We start from the raw sequence: 17,118 nt of genomic DNA, 5'->3' as shown, positions 1-17,118 counted from the left end.
CATGATCAGACAGGGTGAAACGGGGATACCACTATCGTACCGATACAAGGGGAATTGCAGTGAATAAACAGGCATTGAGCTTAGCTGTATTTATCGCTGGAGCTTATCCTGCGGCCTCCCACGCTTTAGGTTTGGGGGACATTGAGTCCAGTTCTCACCTGAATCAGCCACTCCGCGCTAAGATTGAATTATTGGCCGCTGCTCCCGCTGATGCTAGTAAAATCCAAGTGCGTCTCGCTTCGCCCGATGTATTCAATCGAGTCGGTGTCGCGCGTCCTGATTTTTTAGCTAATCTGAGCTTTACCCCGACTGTTCAAGGCGGTAAACCGGTTATTTTGGTGACTTCTGATTCACCAATGCAGGAACCGTTCGTCAATTTCTTACTGGAAGTCAGTTGGCCTCAGGGGCAGTTGCTTAAAGAATATACCGTGATGTTGGATCCGCCTGTCATGTTGCAACCGGGTAATACGGTTGCTGGCGGGGAAGCCAGTGTGCGTGCCGAGCCTAAAGCGGCGGGCACAGTACGTCGTCAGCAGCAGTCACAACCAGCGGCAGCCACCGCAGCAGCACCTGCACAGCCACGCCAGGCTGCTCTGGCTAATCCGGGCAATCGTACTTATCGGGTCAAGCCCGGTGATACCTTGTTCCGCGTTGCTTCGCGCTTGCAGCAACCGGGTGTGAGCAACGAACAGATGATGGTGGCGTTGTTCCGCGCTAATCCTGGTGCGTTCATTAACCGTAACATCAATAATTTGCGCTCTGGCGTGGCTTTGAAAGCACCGTCTTCTGCTGATGTGGGTAAAACCTCGCGGGCAGAGGCGCGTCGTCAGATTCGCCAACAAAATGCCGAATGGCGTGAGTTCCGTCAAACGTTGGCAAAATCCACGGTTCCTCAAAACGCTACTAACGTTGCTGACAATGGCAAGCCGTCTAAAACCAATCAGCAGCCGAATAAAGCCGCAGAGCCAGCACAAGCCAATAACAAGTCTGATCAGGCACGTTTAGAGGTATTGGGCGCGAAAGACGGCAAGGGTGCGCCTAGCGATGCCGCCGTCGCTGCGGGTAACGCTAAGCTCAGCGAAATGGAGCAACAGCTCTCGTTAGCGCGTGAGTCTTTATCAACTCGCCAAAAAGAAAATGAAGAACTTAAATCACGGGTAGGTGATTTAGAGTCAATGTTGAACAAGAAAAATCGTTTGATTGACTTGCGCAACGAACAGTTAGCCAGTTTGCAAAAACAATTGTCAGATAACGGCATTAAAACCAATCCGTTAGCGGATGCTGGTGCGCCTAGCGACAACAACAATGCAGCAGTTTCGCCGACTACGCCAGCACCTGCGCCGAATGAAGCCGATCAAGGTAAGGATTTGCAAGCACACCTTGCGAACGTTGCCGGTAAAGATGGCGACGCAGTATTGCGCGGTGAGCAACCTGCGGCAAACGTTACACCGCCACCAGCAGACCCGCAGCAACCGGCAACACCACCAGCGGTAGTAACGCCACCAGCGGATGCCGCACCGCAACCTAATGATGCAGCGAATGTACAACCGCCGGTAACAACACCAGCACCGTTGACTCCGCCGCCATTAACGCCGCCAGCAGCTTCTATTACACCACCAGACGTCATTCCGGTTGAGCCGCCGCCGATGAATGCTGAGGTTACACCACCTCCGGCATTTGCTGATCAGCAAGACGATGAAGGTTTGATGGGGCTGTTAACGTCACCACTGGCACTGCAATTGGGCGCGGGTGCATTGGCCTTGTTGCTGTTGCTGTGGTTGTTGGGACGGCGACGTAAAGCTAACACGACCGATGACGGCAGCACGGGTGGTAAACGTAATAAGAAAACCACCTTGAAAGCGGGTATGGATCCGCCAGTCGATCATGTGTTGGACGATGATTTCAGCCTGATGGGCAATACGAATAACGCATCAAATGCGGATTTGTCCGGTAATCGTTTCGCGGCAAACACGGATTCTGATGTGTTTGGCATGGATGAAGGCAGCCCTTGGGGTGATGCGCTTACCCCGGCGAAAACCGATACACAAAGCGTTTACGCTAGTAATCATGAGGCACAACCTGCTGAGTCGCATGAAGAAGATGACTTGCTGACCGAGGCCAATGTTTATATTGCTTATGGCCTGTATCAGCAAGCTGAAAGCGAGTTGAAAAAAGGCATTGAACGCAATCCTGAGCGTTTGGAATACCGCCATAAGTTGTTGGAATGCTATTTCGTGGCGAATAACCGCGAGGCATTTGATCGTCAAGCCGAGCAGTTTGTGGCTTTGGAAGGGCGTAACAAAGATACCTTGTGGAAAGGCATTGTCGAATGGGGTCGTAAAATTAGCCCGGATAATGTGCTGTATCAAAACGCCAGCCATTTCAGTGGTGGTGCAGCCGCTGTGGGAGCCGTGGGTGCGGCAGCCGCAGCAGCGGTGGCTTCAGCAGCTTTTGCGGAAACGAATAGCCACAATTCCATCGCCGATAATTTAAACCTTGACGACGATTTGTTATTGGATGATCGTCACGCGCTTGAGGTTAAGTCTACGCTTGCACCGCAAGCTGTGGTTGAGCCAGAACCTTTGTCAATGATGGAGCCGGATGACTTAGGTGATCTGGATCTGGGTGAGCTGGACTTTGATGACATTGATCTTGATAAATTGCTGCAAGGTGATGAGCGTCCTGCTGCACCGCAAGCGGTTGCGGTCATGCCAACAGCGGCGGAAGTGGCAGCGTTACAGCCTGATCATGATGATTTAAGCCTGCCTGATTTGGATTTGGACTTCGATCAGCCGTTCGATATGGATATGGGTAATGTTGCGCCAAGCGTGTCGGAACAGCCGAATACTCCAGTTGATAACGACAATTTGTTGGATTTCCTCACCGATGGTTTGGATGAGCCGACTGCGCCTGTGGCTAACGTCGTTAATACGCCAGCAGCACAGCCTGCGCTTGCGGCATCGGCAACTAATCTGAACTTGCATCTGGATAATTCCAGCCTGAACCGTATTTTGCCAAAAGATACGTTCTACGCACCAGCGGCTGCCGATGCTGCGGGGGCGGATGAAGATTGGTTGGGTGATATTGACGATGCGTTGTCATTCCTTGATTTCCCGGATGATGAAATCGACTTGCACGAGGCGCATATCAGTACCAAACTGGATTTGGCACGTGCCTATCTGGATATGGGCGATATTGAAGGTGCGCGTAGTACGCTGGAAGAAGTCATGGTCGAAGGCAATGACGATCAACGTCGCGAGGCGGAAGTACTGTTGCATCAGACGGGTTGAGGATTTATCGCTTTCCCGTTATAAAGGCCGGTCTATCCGGCCTTTTTTATGTATTAAACGAACCCATACCCATGAAATTTGCAGCGTGTATTGAATACGATGGAACTCCGTTTTACGGTTGGCAGCGTTTGAGCCACGGCTCAACGGTACAGGCACACGTGGAACAAGCCTTGTCGCAGGTAGCGGCGGAACCGATTAGCGTGGTGTGTGCAGGGCGTACCGATAGCGGTGTGCACGGTGTGGGGCAAGTGATTCATTTTGAAACCACGGCCTCGCGCCCTGAGCGTGGTTGGTTGTTTGGAACGAATGCGCACTTGCCGGATGCGATTGCGATGCGTTGGATTCAGCCGGTAAGCGACGATTTTCACGCGCGGTTTTCAGCACGTTTCCGGCGGTATCGTTACATTATTTTGAATCGGGCGGCTCGCCCTGCGATTTTGCAAGGCCGAGTGTATTGGCAATACGCGCCGCTGGATGCTGACGCGATGCATCAGGCAGCGCAGGCATTAATCGGTGAATACGATTTTTCGAGTTTTCGTGCGGCTGGGTGTCAGGCACGTCATGCGGTGCGTGAAATCATGGAAGTACGGGTGTCGCGTGAGCAGGATTTTATCCACGTGGATATTGTTGCGAATGCTTTTTTGCACCACATGGTGAGAAATATTGTGGGTTCCTTGTTGAAAGTAGGGGCGGCAGAGCGTCCGGTAACGTGGATTGCAACGTTGTTGGCGCAACGTGATCGTACTCTCGCTGGTATGACCGCGCCCGCTGCGGGTTTGTATTTTGTTTATGTGGATTATCCTGAGCATTTTGGGTTGCCAACTACGTACACATTACCTGCGTATCAAAGCTAACACTTGTCATATTTCGTCTATACTCCAAGGCAAGTGTTATTTGGGTGTGACAAGGAGTGTCATTACATGAAACGTAGTGAGGTAGTTGATGCGCACATCAGTGGCGTAATCAGTGGTAATCAACCGGGTGTAACCCGACCGTCGTATTTTTCACGGGCAGTGCCAGTTTATGCGGTAGCAGGAATGCGTCTGTTGGCAATGGCTTTTGATTGGATGTTGCTGGGAGTGTTAAGTTTATTAATGCTGCTGGCGATGGATGCTTCGGTGGCGTACACCTATCGGGGTGATCAACTGACATTGTTGGTCGATATTTTGGTATTGCTGGCGTGTGTACCATTTTTGTATTTTGTCGGGTTCTGGTGCTGGTTTGATGCAACCCCCGGTAAGATGTTGTTGTCATTGCGTATTGTGGATGCCACTACGCTGCAATCGTTAACTGGCTGGCAATGCTTGTTGCGTTATGTAGGGTATGTGCTGGGGGCATTGTCCTTTGGTTTGGGTATGACGGGAATTGTTAATGCGCGTCGTCCACAGGGTTGGCATGACCGTTTAGCGCGTAGTATCGTGATTCAGCAATAGATACCCGCCGCGTTAGCGCGTTGCTGACAGCAGATTCTTCGCGAAAGATGTGGGATACTGGCAGTTTTCGGGAACAACAGGATCCGGCATGGCGCACATCAATCGCAGCGCGTTAGTACCCTACAGTCCAGAGCAAATGTATCGGTTGGTGGACAATATTCCGCAGTACCCGCAGTTTTTGCCTTGGTGCAGAACAGCGGTTGAGCATGAACGCGACGGTGATCAAGTCAAAGCCAGTATTGAAATTGCCAAAGGTGCGGTGAATAAGCGTTTCACTACACTCAACCGTTTACAGGCCAATAAAATCATTGAAATGCGTTTAGTCGACGGGCCATTCAAGCATTTACAGGGCTTTTGGCGATTCGATGAGCTAATGGCTGGCAAGTGCAAAGTGTCTTTGGACTTGGATTTTGAGTTTTCCAACAAAATTTTGAGCATCGCCGTAGGGCCGATCTTTAATCAGGTTGCCAATACTTTAGTGGATTCTTTTGTTGAGAGGGCGAGAAGTGTCTATGGAAAAGCCTGAAACAATGCGTATTGAAGTCGTTTATCCCTTGCCGCATGAACAGTTACTGTTGCCCGCAGAAGTGCCTGGTGGTGCTAGTGTGCGCGAGGGTATTATGGCTTCGGGCATTTTGGGGCGTTACCCCGAATTATCACTGGAAACCTTACACGCAGGTATTTTCGGAAAGCTGACAAAGTTGGATGAAAGCTTGCGTGATCGTGATCGTATTGAAATTTATCGCCCGTTAATTGCCGATCCTAAAGCGGTGCGTAAGCAACGCGAAGCGGATGGTAAGCGCATGAAAAAGGGCGGCGGTACGGATGCGGACGCTGCGGAGGCCGACTGATGCACGGCAGGGTTCCGATGGATCCATCCGGTGTGGGCATTTCCCAAATGGTGTATGCCACGGTTTACATGCCTAAATTCAAGGCTAATCGTAACCGTTTTCCTGCCAGTTGTGTGGATGTTCACGCGACGGCTCAAGCCGCCATTGATGCAGCACAAGGTGATGTTAAACGCTTTCCCGCGCACGTATTAGGCCCTTCCAAATCATCGGAAGGGCAGTATTTATATTACTTGGTGGCGTGGCTGTAGTTGCGCTTGTCCGCCTATTTTGGGGCGTTGGCAGCTTCAGGTTGAGGGTCTTGGCGAATTTCGCGCACTACGCCATTTTGGAAGAATACTGTCACACCGTTACGCTCAATCGCGCCACTGGGTCTTTTCAGGTAGAACACATAGTCCCAACGATTTTTGTGGAAATCATCGACCAGTAACGGTGTGCCGAGGATTGCTTGCACTTGCTCCGAACCCATGCCCGGATGCACCATCGCCAGCTCTTCAGCAGTGATTTTATTGCCTTGCTGGATTTCCATTTTGTATAAACTACAGCCATTGAGCAAGACGCTTGCTAAGGTGAGTGAAATGAGATGTTTTATCATGTTAATCTTGAACCATACAAAGTAAACATGTGTACCATGATAGACTATTAACGACGGAGAGTGCAGGGTGGAAGAGAAGGATATTAAAAGAGCTGGACTAAAGGTCACGCAACCGCGCCTAAAAATCCTTGATTTGCTGAGTAATGCGCGGGATCGTCACCTCAGTGCAGAAGATATTTACAAGATGCTGTTGGCAAATGATGAAGAAATCGGTTTGGCAACGGTTTATCGGGTATTGACCCAATTTGAAGGGGCGGGTTTAGTGTGCCGCCATCACTTTGAAGGTGGGCAAGCAGTGTTTGAATTGGCCTCAGACAAACATCACGATCACATGGTATGCATGAGAACCGGTAAAGTGGTCGAATTTTACGATGAGATCATTGAACAGCGGCAGCGCGAATTGGCAGAAAAGTATAACTTCCGTATTACTGAGCATTCATTGATCCTTTACGGCGAGTTTCTTGACAATAACGACGAAAAGGCGTGAATCACTTTTGCATTTATCAGTCAGACCGGTATAATCCCGCGTTTTACTCAATTGTGGATTTGAGATAGATTTTTATGCCAAGTGTAAAAGTACGTGATACCGAGCCGTTTGAAGTTGCCCTGCGCCGTTTTAAGCGCACTTGTGAGAAAGCTGGCGTTGTAGCCGACGTTCGCGCTCGTGAATTCTATGAAAAGCCTACCTCTGTACGTAAGCGTATGCGTGCGGCTGCTGTTAAGCGCAACCTCAAGCGCATTTCTCGTGACCTGAACCGTCGCGTGCGTCTGTACTAATGAGTCTTAAGGCTCGTATCACCGAAGACATGAAAACCGCCATGCGTGCGCAAGATAAGCCGCGTTTGGGGGTTATTCGTTTGATGTTGGCTGCGATTAAGCAGCAAGAGGTTGATACGCGCACTGAGCTGGATGAACCCACGGTTTTAGCAGTACTCGATAAAATGGGTAAGCAACGCCGTGAATCCATTCGTCAATATACCGATGCAGGGCGCATGGATTTGGCGGATCAGGAAGCTTTCGAGATCGGCGTTATCCAAGCGTATTTACCGCAACCATTGGATGACGCAGCCTTAGCGGCATTGATTCAGCAAGGTATTGAGCTAAGTGGTGCTGAATCGGTGCGTGATATGGGCAAAGTTATGAACTGGCTCAAGCCTCAAGTACAAGGCCGTACCGACATGGGTAAATTAAGCGGGTTAATCAAAGCCCGTCTTGGTGGTTGAGCCTTCCTTCGCTTACAGGGGTGTTGATATGAGCGAACTCAAAAATGACCGTTTCCTACGTGCGCTCTTGAAACAGCCCGTTGATACCACACCTATTTGGATCATGCGTCAAGCAGGGCGTTACCTGCCTGAATACCGCGCCACTCGTGCACGCGCCGGTAGCTTTATGGATTTGTGTAAAAATCCTGAGCTTGCCTGTGAAGTCACGCTTCAGCCTTTAGAGCGTTACGCGCTGGATGCTGCCATTTTGTTTTCCGATATTCTGACCGTGCCCGATGCAATGGGTTTGGGTTTGTATTTTGCGGAAGGCGAAGGCCCGCGTTTCACTAACCCTGTGCAAAGCATGGCGGACATCGAGAAAATCGGTATTCCCGACCCTGAAGGTGAATTGCAGTACGTGATGAATGCGGTGCGTACCATTCGCCGTGAGCTAGATGGGCGAGTTCCATTGATTGGTTTTACCGGTAGCCCTTGGACACTTGCGACATACATGGTCGAGGGTAGTTCCAGTAAGGAATTCGCTAAGGTGAAGGGTATGTTGTACGACAACCCCAAAGCCTTACATTTGTTGCTGGATAAACTTGCTGACAGCATTATCCTTTATCTGAACGCGCAGATTGCCGCTGGTGCGCAGGCTGCAATGATTTTTGATACTTGGGGTGGCTCGTTGACTCCGGCGACTTACCGCGAGTTTTCATTGCGTTATATGCAAAAAATCGTCGATGGCGTGACTCGTGAAAATGATGGTCGTAAAGTCCCTGTCATTTTATTCACCAAAGGCGGAGCGCAATGGCTCGAACCGATGGCGGATACGGGTTGCGATGGTTTAGGTCTGGACTGGACTATTAATATTGCCGATGCTCGCGCTCGTGTAGGCGATAAAGTCGCACTGCAAGGCAATATGGATCCTTGCGTATTGTATGCATCACCCGAAGTCATTCGCCAGCAAGTCGCTGATATATTAGCGAGTTATGGTCAAGGCTCTGGGCATGTGTTTAATCTGGGGCATGGCATTCACCAGCATATTAACCCCGAAAACGTGGCAGTATTGGTCGATGCTGTGCATGAATTAGGGCGGCAATATCACGCCTGATTAAGTAGGGCAGCCACTTTCTTGCGGTCTGCCCGTTTCATCGCTTTACCAGTAACCGGGCTAATCGGGGCTTGGGTAAAGCGGTCATTGTGTGGGAAAATCATCAGCTCCACTTCAATTTCATCCACATAAAAGCGCAATAACGGAAAATACTCTGGCTTTTTACTGCCAAAGCGCACCCGTCGGTCATGGGTTTGAAAGGGTATTTTGTGGTCTTCCAAAAAGAACATGACTTCTTCTGCACTATCCGCGCCCAGCAATAAGGTGACCGCCGAATGTGGACTAGTAATGCCTTCGAGTGCTGCACCCGTGAGATAGGGGTGGTAGGTTTGTAGGAAATCCATCGCTTCTAACGCAACTTCACGGTGTTGTTGCAGCAACTTAGGTTGCGTATCTGCATCAAACAGGCGAATCCGTTCGTGAATTGCGGTTTCAATTTCTTCATTAGTAGGTTGCGCGGTGGGTGTCGATGCGCCCAGTTGTTCTGCTGCGCGCAACTTTGCCAGCCGATAATCACGAAAGCCTTCTTCGTAAATCAAACGAGCCGCTTCTTCCGCAACAAGGTTGCGGAGTTCTTCATTGGGTGTGCGCATTAGAACAGTTGTTCGGGAATTTCGACCCGTTCAGGTGCACGACGCGGCGCAGGTGCTGCTGGCGCATTACCTTGCTGGTTGGGGCGCGGCGGTGCAGCAGGGGCTAAATCACGTTCATTTTGGTATTGGAAACCACCTTGATTAGCCGGAGCAACACCACCTTCTGTATCTTCGCCTTCAACAGGTAAAGCAAGATCAGAATCTTTCAAGTCGAGCGGGCGTTCCCATTCTTTGGATGGCACACCTTCCAGGACGCGATGCATGTAATCAATCCACAATGGTAAGGCTACGTTAGTGGCGGTTTCGCCTTCGCCGAGTTTTGCCATGTCATCAAAACCGAGCCAAGTGACCGTAACGACATTCGGGGTGAAGCCGCAGAACCATGCATCTTTTTGGTCGTTGGTGGTTCCGGTTTTTCCCGCAATGTCTTTGCGATTGAGTACCCGACTAGCACGCGCAGCTGTACCGAATTGTGTTACCCCTTGCAACATACTAACAATTTGGTAGTGGGTGCGTTTGTCGATAATGCGTTCCGCTGCTGGGTATTGCACGCCGTCGGTGGCTGATTCACCCGTGAGTTCAGTGGTTTCCCATACCGGTTTGGTTCCGGTGGTTTTCTCCGTGGTCTTTTTGCTGTCTTTGGTTTTGTCTTTATCGTTTGCTTTCGTGGTTTTTTCGTCAGCAGTTGCCGCGTCTGCTGCTTTGTCTTTGGGCGGTGTTATGGTGCAGGATTCTACATTGTCACCACAGACTTTAATGGGTTTGTCTTCACCCAAGAGATTGCCGGAGCCATCTTTGATTTGTGTGATGAAATGTGGCTCAACCTTATAACCACCGTTGGCGAAACTGGCGTAAGCGGTTGCCATCCCCATCGGCGTAGTCATGCCCGTGCCCAGTGCCAATGTCAGGTTGGGGGGTAAGTCAGCGCGGGGGAAGCCAAACTTGACCGCATAATCAATCGCATAATTTACGCCGATACTTTGTAGTAAGCGAATGGAAACCAGATTGCGTGATTTTGCGAGGGCTTCTGCCAACGTGGTGGGGCCGATGTAGCGTCCACCAAAGTTTTGTGGTTTCCAGTTGCTGCCCGGAATATTAATCGGCGCATCATTGACAACACTGTTAGGGGAAAAGCCTTTGGTGAGTGCCGCAGCGTAGACAATAGGTTTAAAGCTGGAACCGGGTTGGCGTGATGCTTGGGTAGCGCGATTGAATTTTGAATGCAGGAAATCGAAACCGCCCACCACGGAACGAATCGCCCCATCACTGGGATCAAGTGATACCAGTGCACCGCTAATCGTTGGCACTTGGGAAAGTGTCCAAGTGTTTTTGTCTTTGTCGATTTGGCGAATGCGGATAATGTCACCCGGTTTCACCGCATCACTAACGCGCGTAGGGGAAGCACCGCGTTGATCTGAGTTTTTAAACGGACGTGCCCATTTAACGGCATCTAAATCCAGCGTTGCCTTGGTTTCACCTACCAGCAATTCTGCTGATTTGCTATCCGCTCGCAAGACTAGTGCGGCTTCCAACTCGCCAAGTTTGGGGTAGGTCGAGAGCTTGTCGCGTAATTCTTCTTCGCTTTTGAACTCACCTAAATCCAGTTTATCTTCAGCACCCCGATAGCCGTGGCGACGATCGTAAGCCATCAAGGCGTTACGCAGCGATTCTTCTGCATTGGCTTGTTGCTTCGAATCGAGCGTGGTGTAAACGTGGTAGCCTTGGGTATAGGCGTTGGTCTCACCGTAGCGTTTAACGATTTCCGCACGTACCATTTCGGCTAAATACGGTGCGCTAGTTTCGATCGTCGTTTGGTGTACCGTGGCGGTATTGGGTTCTTGCACTGCTGCGTCGTAAGCCACACGGTCGATGAAGTTCAGCTCCAGCATCCGTTGCAGAATGTAATTGCGGCGTATCATGGCGCGTTCGGGGTTCGCAATCGGGTTGTAACGCGACGGTGCTTTGGGGAGTCCGGCAATCATGGCCTGTTGCGCCAAGGTGAGTGCTTCCAGCGATTTACCGTAATACACTTCGGCAGCAGCAGCGACCCCGTAAGCACTTTTCCCTAGGTAAATCTTATTAAGGTAAAGCTCAAGGATTTCGCGTTTGCCAAGTTCCTGTTCCATGCGGATCGCCAGCAGGGTTTCCTTGAGTTTGCGATCCAAGGTTTTATCGGAAGTTAAAAACGCATTACGTGCGAGCTGCATGGTAATGGTACTCGCACCTTGGCTGGTGGAGCCGGTGGAGATCATGCTGTATATCGCCCGCGCTACGCCTTTAAAATCCACGCCGCTATGATCGTAAAAGCGGGTGTCTTCAATTGCGAGAAATGCTTGCTGAAGTTTTTCGGGAACCGCATCCAACTTGACTGGACGGCTGCGCTTTTCACCGTATTCGGCAATCAATTGATTTTCGCGGCTATAAATACGTAACGGAACATGAATGTCAATTTTGCGCAATTCGCTATCAGGGGGCAATTGTGGGGTGTAATAAGCGTAAATGCCGAACAGCCCAATAGCTCCTAAAGTGAGGAGTGCAAAAAAGGATCCAAAAATGAGTTGGAAAAATTTACCGATGAAGCGCATGTTTTGTGTTTTTGGCTAGAATGTTTTGATGATGCCGCGCAGATTCCGTTTGTCTGAAAAGGTGTCCGCCGAGAGTGGCAGAGTAGACTATTTTGTGGTTCGACGCTACCATTGTGCGGTAAATAGGATTAAAAAAATACGACCCACAACTATTAATAATAACAATAACCCGGAAGCTGCCTGTGTTTTCATTTTATTCTCAGAAAGAGTCGCTGCTTGGTTTGGACATTAGTTCTTCTGCGATCAAATTGGTGGAAATGACCCGTAAAGGGCGTGACTACCGCGTTGAGAGTTATGCGGTATGTCCTTTACCAGAAGGTGCCGCCAACGAGAAGGATATTATTGAGCCAGAACCCGTTGGTGATGCTATTCGTAAAGCCTTGCGGGACAGTCATACGGCGCCTGAAGCGTTGTGCGTTGGCGATTCCCACGTCGATGGCTATCAGCAAAATTGTACCCATGTCTGCGTCTATTCCACCCTCGGAAATGGAAGCGCAAATGGCAATGGAAGCGGAACAACACATTCCTTACCCCATGAACGAGGTCAATTACGACTTTGAAGTATTGGGGCCGTCGGCGCATTCGCCTGATGCGGTTGATGTGTTATTAGCTGCAACCCGCTCCGAAAACGTGGAAGTACGAGTCGCGGCGGCGGAATTAGCCGGGTTGACCGTGGAAATTGTTGATACCGAAACCCATGCCCTAGAAAAAGTATTGCGCGTCTTAACCAATGAGCTGGTGCAACACGATACCGTTGCTGTGGTTGATTTTGGCGCGACTATGACGGGCATCAGCGTGTTTGAACAAGGCCGTTTGACGTTTTCGCGTGAGCAATCCTTTGGTGGTCGACAATTAACCGAAGACATTATGCACCGTTACGGTTTGTCTTGGCAGGAAGCGGGTTTGGCTAAAAAAGAAGGCAACCTGCCGGAAAATTACGTCTCTGAAATTCTTGAGCCATTTAAAGAAAATATGGTGCGTCAATTGCACCGGTTTTTACAGTTTTATTACGCTTCCAGCCAGCGTGACAGTGTGGCGCAGGTGTTGATTTGCGGTGGTTGTGCGCGAATTTCCGGGATTGATGAACAGATTCAGGCAGCTATTGGAATGCCCGTGCGCGTGGTCAATCCGTTTACGCGCACCGCATTAGGCCCCAGAGTTAGCCCAGTGCGTTTTACCAATGATATGCAAGCCTTGCTGGTGGCGGCAGGTTTGTCGCTGCGAGGGTTGGACTAATGGCAGGGTTAAACCTCTTACCTTGGCGTGAAAAAGCACGCGAAGCTAAAAAGAAAGAATTTTTCAACGTTTTAGGAGCCACGCTGCTGGGCGCGGTGGGTTTGGTGGTGCTGGGGCATTTCTATATGCAATCGGCATTGGGTTACCAGCAAGAGCGCAATCAAATGCTGGAAACCGAAATTGCGGCGTTGGATGCACAGATTAAGCAAATTGAGGCGTTGGATAAAACCCGCCAAGCGTTGCTGGATCGGATGAAAGTCATTGAAAACCTGCAAAGTACTCGTCCGGCAGTGGTGCATTTGTTCGACGATATGGTGAATGCGTTACCTAAAGGCATGTACCTCGTGAATCTGCAACAGCGCGGCACATTGGTGCAGTTGGAGGGTAAGGCAGAATCTTACGCGCGGGTTTCCAGTTACATGAATCAACTGGATGCATCACCGTGGTTAAGCTCATCTAACCTGAATATTATTTCTACGAATGCCGCTAAAGATGACGGTTTGGCATTGCGTGATTTCAAGCTGGATGTGACGCAATTATTGACGCAAGCTGATCCGAGTAAACCGCCTGAAACCCAGAAAAAACCGGAGGGTGGCTCATGAACCTTAATGAAATTAACAGTCTAGCCGAAGACCCATCGAGCGTCTCATGGTCGGTCAAGGGTTTGGCCTTGGCAGTACTCATGGGGGTGGTGTTGTTTTTGGGTTACAAGTTGGTGATTGTTAGCCAAATCGAAGAGCTGGAAGTGGTTGAGCAAAAAGAACAAGAATTGCGCCAAACCTTTGAAACTCGTCAAAAACGCGCCAGTCAATTGCCGTTATACCAAACACAGTTAGCAGAAATGGAACATGTGTTTGGGGATTTGTTAAAACAATTACCTAGCAATGTGGAAATTCCGGGTCTGATTCTCGATATTTCCGAGAAAGGTTTATCCAACGGCTTGGAGTTGGAGTTATTCGAGCCGACGGGCGATGTATTAATGGATTTCTACGCTGAAAAGCCGATTAAAATCATTGCTAAGGGTAGTTACCGCGAGCTGGCAACGTTTGTGAGCGATATTGCGGGTTTGCCACGTATTGTGACCATTAGCGACATTACTTTGAAGCCGGAAGCGGATACGGATATGTTGCGGATGGAAGCGATGGTGCGTACCTACCGTTATTTGGACGACACGGCGGTTGAGCCAGTCGCAGCACAGGGAGGCGCAGCCGGATGATCAGCTATTCTGGTGCAGCGCGGCTGCCGGTGTTGATTAAGTTTTTAGCGGGTGTCGGCTTGTTATTGTCGCTCTCAGGTTGTAATGATGATACATCGGACTTGAGTAGTTACATGGCAGAAGTGAAAGCCAGAGTACCCGCCCCGATTGAACCGATTCCCGAAATGAAGCCCTATGTGCGTTTTATTTATCCGGGGCATGACCTTAGTCCGTTTGACTCCAAAATTCTGGCTCCTGATAAAGGCCCGCAACCAGAGGGTGTGGTGATGCCTGATGCGAACCGTGTACCGGAATTTTTGGAAGGCTTCCCGTTGGACAGCTTGCGCATGGTGGGTACGGTGTATCAGGGCAAAGATTTGTGGGCCTTGATTCGGATCCCGGACGGTGCGGTGCATCGGGTACGCGCGGGGAATTACCTCGGCAAGAATCACGGTAAAGTCACGAAGGTTGAAGAAATGCGCGTGGCTTTACAAGAATTGGTCGAAAACGGTTTTGGCGGTTACAAAGAACAGGAAAATGCGATTGCACTAACTGATGTGGTTGAGAATAAACCATGATGCAACAACATTTTTCCGCGCTGTCTTACATAAAAGGATTGGCAACATAATGAAAACAATAAAACACGCCGTTGCTATGGCACTCTTTTTGTCATCTGCCTCTGCTGTTGATGTGGCGTTGGCGGCTGGACACCTGTTACAAGCAGTGACAGCACAATCGGTGGCGGCGAATAAAACCGAAGTGCGCTTGGAGTTTGACGCACCGATTACCCCACCCAAGGGGACGATTTTAGAAAATCCGGCACGCTTGGTGTTTGATTTCCCTGCTACTGAGGTTAGCCCATCCAGCCGTCAGAAAACGGTGAATATGGGGCAGATTCAAGCTGTGGAAGCCGCAGGCAATAAAGGCAAGACGCGCGTTGTGGTGCGGATGCAGCAACTGGTGAATTACACGGTGGAAGTGCAGGGCAATGCCATTGTGATGGTGTTTGATGGCGATTGCGTCCCGAATTGTACCCCGCAAGTTGCACCAAGTGCGCCCACTCGTTCTGGGGCAAAAACCAGTGGCGATGGCAAATTCGCAACTTCCGGGAAAGCGACTGCGAGTGTAGTGCCAGAACTGCCGCCAGCGGTGGTTTTACCTGAGCCGCAAAAAGCGTCTGCTGATCCTGATTATAAATGGTATGTGCCACCCGCAGATAATGCCGCGAAACCCGCACCGGTGGTGGTTCCGGTCGCTGAACGGGTTGTCCCTAAAACGGTTGCCGTTCCGCCTGTTGCCGTGGTTGCGCCACCGCCACCGATGCCTGCTCCGGCGGCGATTAATCCGGCTGCGTTACGTGGGGTTGATTTCCGGCGTGAGCCAGAGGGTGGTGCACGTATTGTGCTCGAATTACCATCGGCTGATACCAAAGTTAACGAAGATAAGCGTGGTAATGTCGTAACCGTCTCGATGATGGATGTGGACGTTCCTAAGCATTTGCAACAACGCATGGATGTGCTGGATTTTGGCACACCAGTAACGGAAGTGGACGTGGCGCAACGTGATATGGGGGCGCGTGTCATGATTTCCGCGCGTGAGGGCTTTACCCATCGCACCCAGCGCAAAGGCAATGAATACACCGTGTTCATTGATAAAGCCAAAGTTGTAACCCCGGCTGAGAAATTGGCTTTGGGTGAAAAGAAAAAGAAAAACTTTACCGGCGAAAAGCTTTCCCTCAACTTCCAAGACATTGAAGTGCGGGCGGTACTGCAATTATTAGCCGATTTCACCAATAAAAACATTGTGGTAAGCGATACCGTGCAGGGCAATATCACAGTGCGTTTGAAAGATGTACCGTGGGATCAGGCATTGGATATTGTGCTGGAATCCAAAAACTTAGGAATGCGCGAAAACGGCAATGTTATTTGGGTTGCACCTGCGCCGGAGTTAGAAGGCAAAGAAAAACAGGAAATGGAAGCCCTGAAAGCCAAGCAAGAGCTGGAGCCGTTAGTCACAGAGTACATTGCGATTAATTTTGCTAAAGCCGTCGATCTGGAAGCCTTGATTCACAAGGGTAAAACCGACGATAAACAGTCCTTGTTATCGCCGCGCGGCACAGTATCCGTGGATGAGCGTACCAATACCTTGTTGGTGAAAGATACCATCAGCCAAGTGGAATCCATCCGAGACTTGGTGAAAACATTGGATGTGCCAGTGCAGCAAGTGTTGATCGAATCGCGTATTGTGACCGCCAATGACGAATTCGGTAAAGAGTTGGGGGCGCGTTTCGGCGTAACTCCAAAATGGATCAATAAAGACAGCGTGGGTATCGGTAGCTTGAACGGTTCCGATAAGTACTACACCAGTATTGCGGAAGCAGCAGCGGATGAAACGGGTAAAACGCCTATCACTGTTCCGGGTTTAAGTGACCGTTTGAGCGTCAATTTGCCGGTGACAGGTGCGGCTGGTAAGTTCGGATTCTCTTTATTGTCGAAAGACTTCATGGTGGATTTGGAATTGTCGGCATTGCAGGCGGAAAGCAAGGGTGAAATCATTTCCACACCAAAAGTCATGACCTCTAACCAAACCAAGGCGACTATTGAGCAAGGTGTGGAGATTCCGTATCAAGAAGCTTCCGCCAGCGGTGCAACCAGTGTTTCCTTTAAAAAGGCCGTGTTGAGCATGGAGGTAACGCCACAAATTACCCCGGATGAACACATTTCAATGGACTTGAAGGTTAACCAAGACACCGTGGGGCAAGTATTTGCCGGAGTGCCGAGCATTAATACCCGCGAAATCCAAACCAAAGTGCTGGTTGAAAATGGTCAAACCGTGGTTTTGGGTGGAGTACACGAGGAAGAAAATCTGCGTGATACCACTAAAGTGCCGGTGTTGGGTGATGTGCCAGTATTAGGACGTTTGTTCCGCACCGACAAAAAGAGCAATGACAAACGTGAGTTATTGATCTTTGTAACGCCAAAAATTGTCGATGGTAAGTCTTAAGCTATAATCCGCTTGATTCCCGCG

At 50.0% G+C, this 17,118-nt stretch carries 19 protein-coding genes; 16 read left to right on the top strand and 3 right to left on the bottom strand.

The genetic code is table 11. The annotated features are described in order from the left end of the window. Positions 1–59 precede the first annotated feature (59 nt). The 6 genes from J9260_RS11970 to J9260_RS11945 all read left to right on the top strand — a co-directional run bounded on the left by J9260_RS11970 (position 60) and on the right by J9260_RS11945 (position 5,822). Positions 60–3,290: a FimV/HubP family polar landmark protein gene (locus J9260_RS11970; protein WP_210217986.1), complete on the top strand. Its 3,231-nt coding sequence runs from the start codon at positions 60–62 to the stop codon at positions 3,288–3,290. Positions 3,291–3,361: 71 nt separating this feature from the next. Further along, on the top strand, positions 3,362–4,144 hold the full coding sequence (truA, locus tag J9260_RS11965; protein WP_210217985.1) for a tRNA pseudouridine(38-40) synthase TruA: 783 nt from the start codon (positions 3,362–3,364) through the stop codon (positions 4,142–4,144). 66 nt (positions 4,145–4,210) lie between these two features. Continuing rightward, entirely contained in the window at positions 4,211–4,723 is a 513-nt protein-coding gene (locus J9260_RS11960) for an RDD family protein (protein ID WP_210217984.1), read from the top strand. A gap of 88 nt (positions 4,724–4,811) precedes the next feature. After that, positions 4,812–5,249 (top strand): type II toxin-antitoxin system RatA family toxin, encoded by a 438-nt coding sequence (locus tag J9260_RS11955; RefSeq protein ID WP_210217983.1) that lies wholly within the window; start codon positions 4,812–4,814, stop codon positions 5,247–5,249. Next, positions 5,236–5,574, top strand: coding sequence for an RnfH family protein (locus J9260_RS11950; RefSeq protein WP_210217982.1), 339 nt, complete (start codon positions 5,236–5,238; stop codon positions 5,572–5,574). The genes J9260_RS11955 and J9260_RS11950 overlap by 14 nt, the downstream gene beginning before the upstream one ends. Further along, complete coding sequence (locus J9260_RS11945) at positions 5,574–5,822, top strand: hypothetical protein (protein ID WP_210217981.1); 249 nt, start codon at positions 5,574–5,576, stop codon at positions 5,820–5,822. The genes J9260_RS11950 and J9260_RS11945 overlap by 1 nt, the downstream gene beginning before the upstream one ends. Positions 5,823–5,836: 14 nt before the next feature. On the opposite strand, the gene J9260_RS11940 is transcribed toward J9260_RS11945, so the two are convergent. Further along, the gene (locus J9260_RS11940) at positions 5,837–6,166 is read right to left on the bottom strand and encodes an outer membrane protein assembly factor BamE (protein ID WP_210217980.1); all 330 of its coding nucleotides are present in this window, start codon (positions 6,164–6,166) and stop codon (positions 5,837–5,839) included. 67 nt (positions 6,167–6,233) lie between these two features. Here J9260_RS11940 and fur point away from each other — a divergent pair, with 67 nt between their 5' ends. From fur to hemE, 4 genes are all read left to right on the top strand, one after another. Then, positions 6,234–6,653 carry a ferric iron uptake transcriptional regulator gene (gene fur, locus J9260_RS11935; protein ID WP_210217979.1) on the top strand — a complete coding sequence of 140 codons (420 nt, stop codon included), beginning with the start codon at positions 6,234–6,236 and terminating at the stop codon, positions 6,651–6,653. 74 nt (positions 6,654–6,727) lie between these two features. Further along, on the top strand, positions 6,728–6,943 hold the full coding sequence (gene rpsU / locus J9260_RS11930) for a 30S ribosomal protein S21 (RefSeq protein WP_028490129.1): 216 nt from the start codon (positions 6,728–6,730) through the stop codon (positions 6,941–6,943). After that, positions 6,943–7,389: a GatB/YqeY domain-containing protein gene (locus tag J9260_RS11925; RefSeq protein WP_210217978.1), complete on the top strand. Its 447-nt coding sequence runs from the start codon at positions 6,943–6,945 to the stop codon at positions 7,387–7,389. Before rpsU ends, J9260_RS11925 begins: the two co-directional genes overlap by 1 nt. Positions 7,390–7,417: 28 nt before the next feature. After that, a complete protein-coding gene (hemE, locus tag J9260_RS11920) occupies positions 7,418–8,482 on the top strand; it encodes a uroporphyrinogen decarboxylase (RefSeq protein WP_210217977.1) in 1,065 nt (354 codons plus the stop codon). Here hemE and J9260_RS11915 read toward each other — a convergent pair. Next, positions 8,473–9,075: a hypothetical protein gene (locus J9260_RS11915; protein ID WP_210217976.1), complete on the bottom strand. Its 603-nt coding sequence runs from the start codon at positions 9,073–9,075 to the stop codon at positions 8,473–8,475. The two genes, hemE and J9260_RS11915, sit on opposite strands and share 10 nt — an antisense overlap. Then, a complete protein-coding gene (locus J9260_RS11910; protein ID WP_210217975.1) occupies positions 9,075–11,660 on the bottom strand; it encodes a penicillin-binding protein 1A in 2,586 nt (861 codons plus the stop codon). Before J9260_RS11910 ends, J9260_RS11915 begins: the two co-directional genes overlap by 1 nt. A 257-nt stretch (positions 11,661–11,917) precedes the next feature. Here J9260_RS11910 and J9260_RS18695 point away from each other — a divergent pair, with 257 nt between their 5' ends. The 6 genes from J9260_RS18695 to J9260_RS11885 are packed head-to-tail and all read left to right on the top strand — an operon-like array spanning position 11,918 to position 17,094. Beyond that, entirely contained in the window at positions 11,918–12,220 is a 303-nt protein-coding gene (locus tag J9260_RS18695) for a pilus assembly protein PilM (RefSeq protein ID WP_246499777.1), read from the top strand. Next, positions 12,120–12,896 carry a type IV pilus assembly protein PilM gene (gene pilM / locus J9260_RS11905; protein ID WP_425520094.1) on the top strand — a complete coding sequence of 259 codons (777 nt, stop codon included), beginning with the start codon at positions 12,120–12,122 and terminating at the stop codon, positions 12,894–12,896. Before J9260_RS18695 ends, pilM begins: the two co-directional genes overlap by 101 nt. Beyond that, positions 12,896–13,498: a PilN domain-containing protein gene (locus J9260_RS11900; protein WP_210217974.1), complete on the top strand. Its 603-nt coding sequence runs from the start codon at positions 12,896–12,898 to the stop codon at positions 13,496–13,498. Before pilM ends, J9260_RS11900 begins: the two co-directional genes overlap by 1 nt. Continuing rightward, a complete protein-coding gene (locus J9260_RS11895) occupies positions 13,495–14,112 on the top strand; it encodes a type IV pilus inner membrane component PilO (protein WP_210217973.1) in 618 nt (205 codons plus the stop codon). The genes J9260_RS11900 and J9260_RS11895 overlap by 4 nt, the downstream gene beginning before the upstream one ends. Then, positions 14,109–14,669: a pilus assembly protein PilP gene (locus tag J9260_RS11890; RefSeq protein WP_210217972.1), complete on the top strand. Its 561-nt coding sequence runs from the start codon at positions 14,109–14,111 to the stop codon at positions 14,667–14,669. The genes J9260_RS11895 and J9260_RS11890 overlap by 4 nt, the downstream gene beginning before the upstream one ends. A gap of 49 nt (positions 14,670–14,718) precedes the next feature. Further along, entirely contained in the window at positions 14,719–17,094 is a 2,376-nt protein-coding gene (locus J9260_RS11885) for a type IV pilus secretin PilQ (protein ID WP_210217971.1), read from the top strand. The last annotated feature ends 24 nt before the right edge of the window (positions 17,095–17,118 follow it).

Origin of the sequence: Thiothrix unzii, from assembly GCF_017901175.1 — a bacterium.
Lineage (GTDB): Bacteria > Pseudomonadota > Gammaproteobacteria > Thiotrichales > Thiotrichaceae > Thiothrix > Thiothrix unzii.
This window is presented reverse-complemented; position numbering and strand designations above follow the sequence as displayed.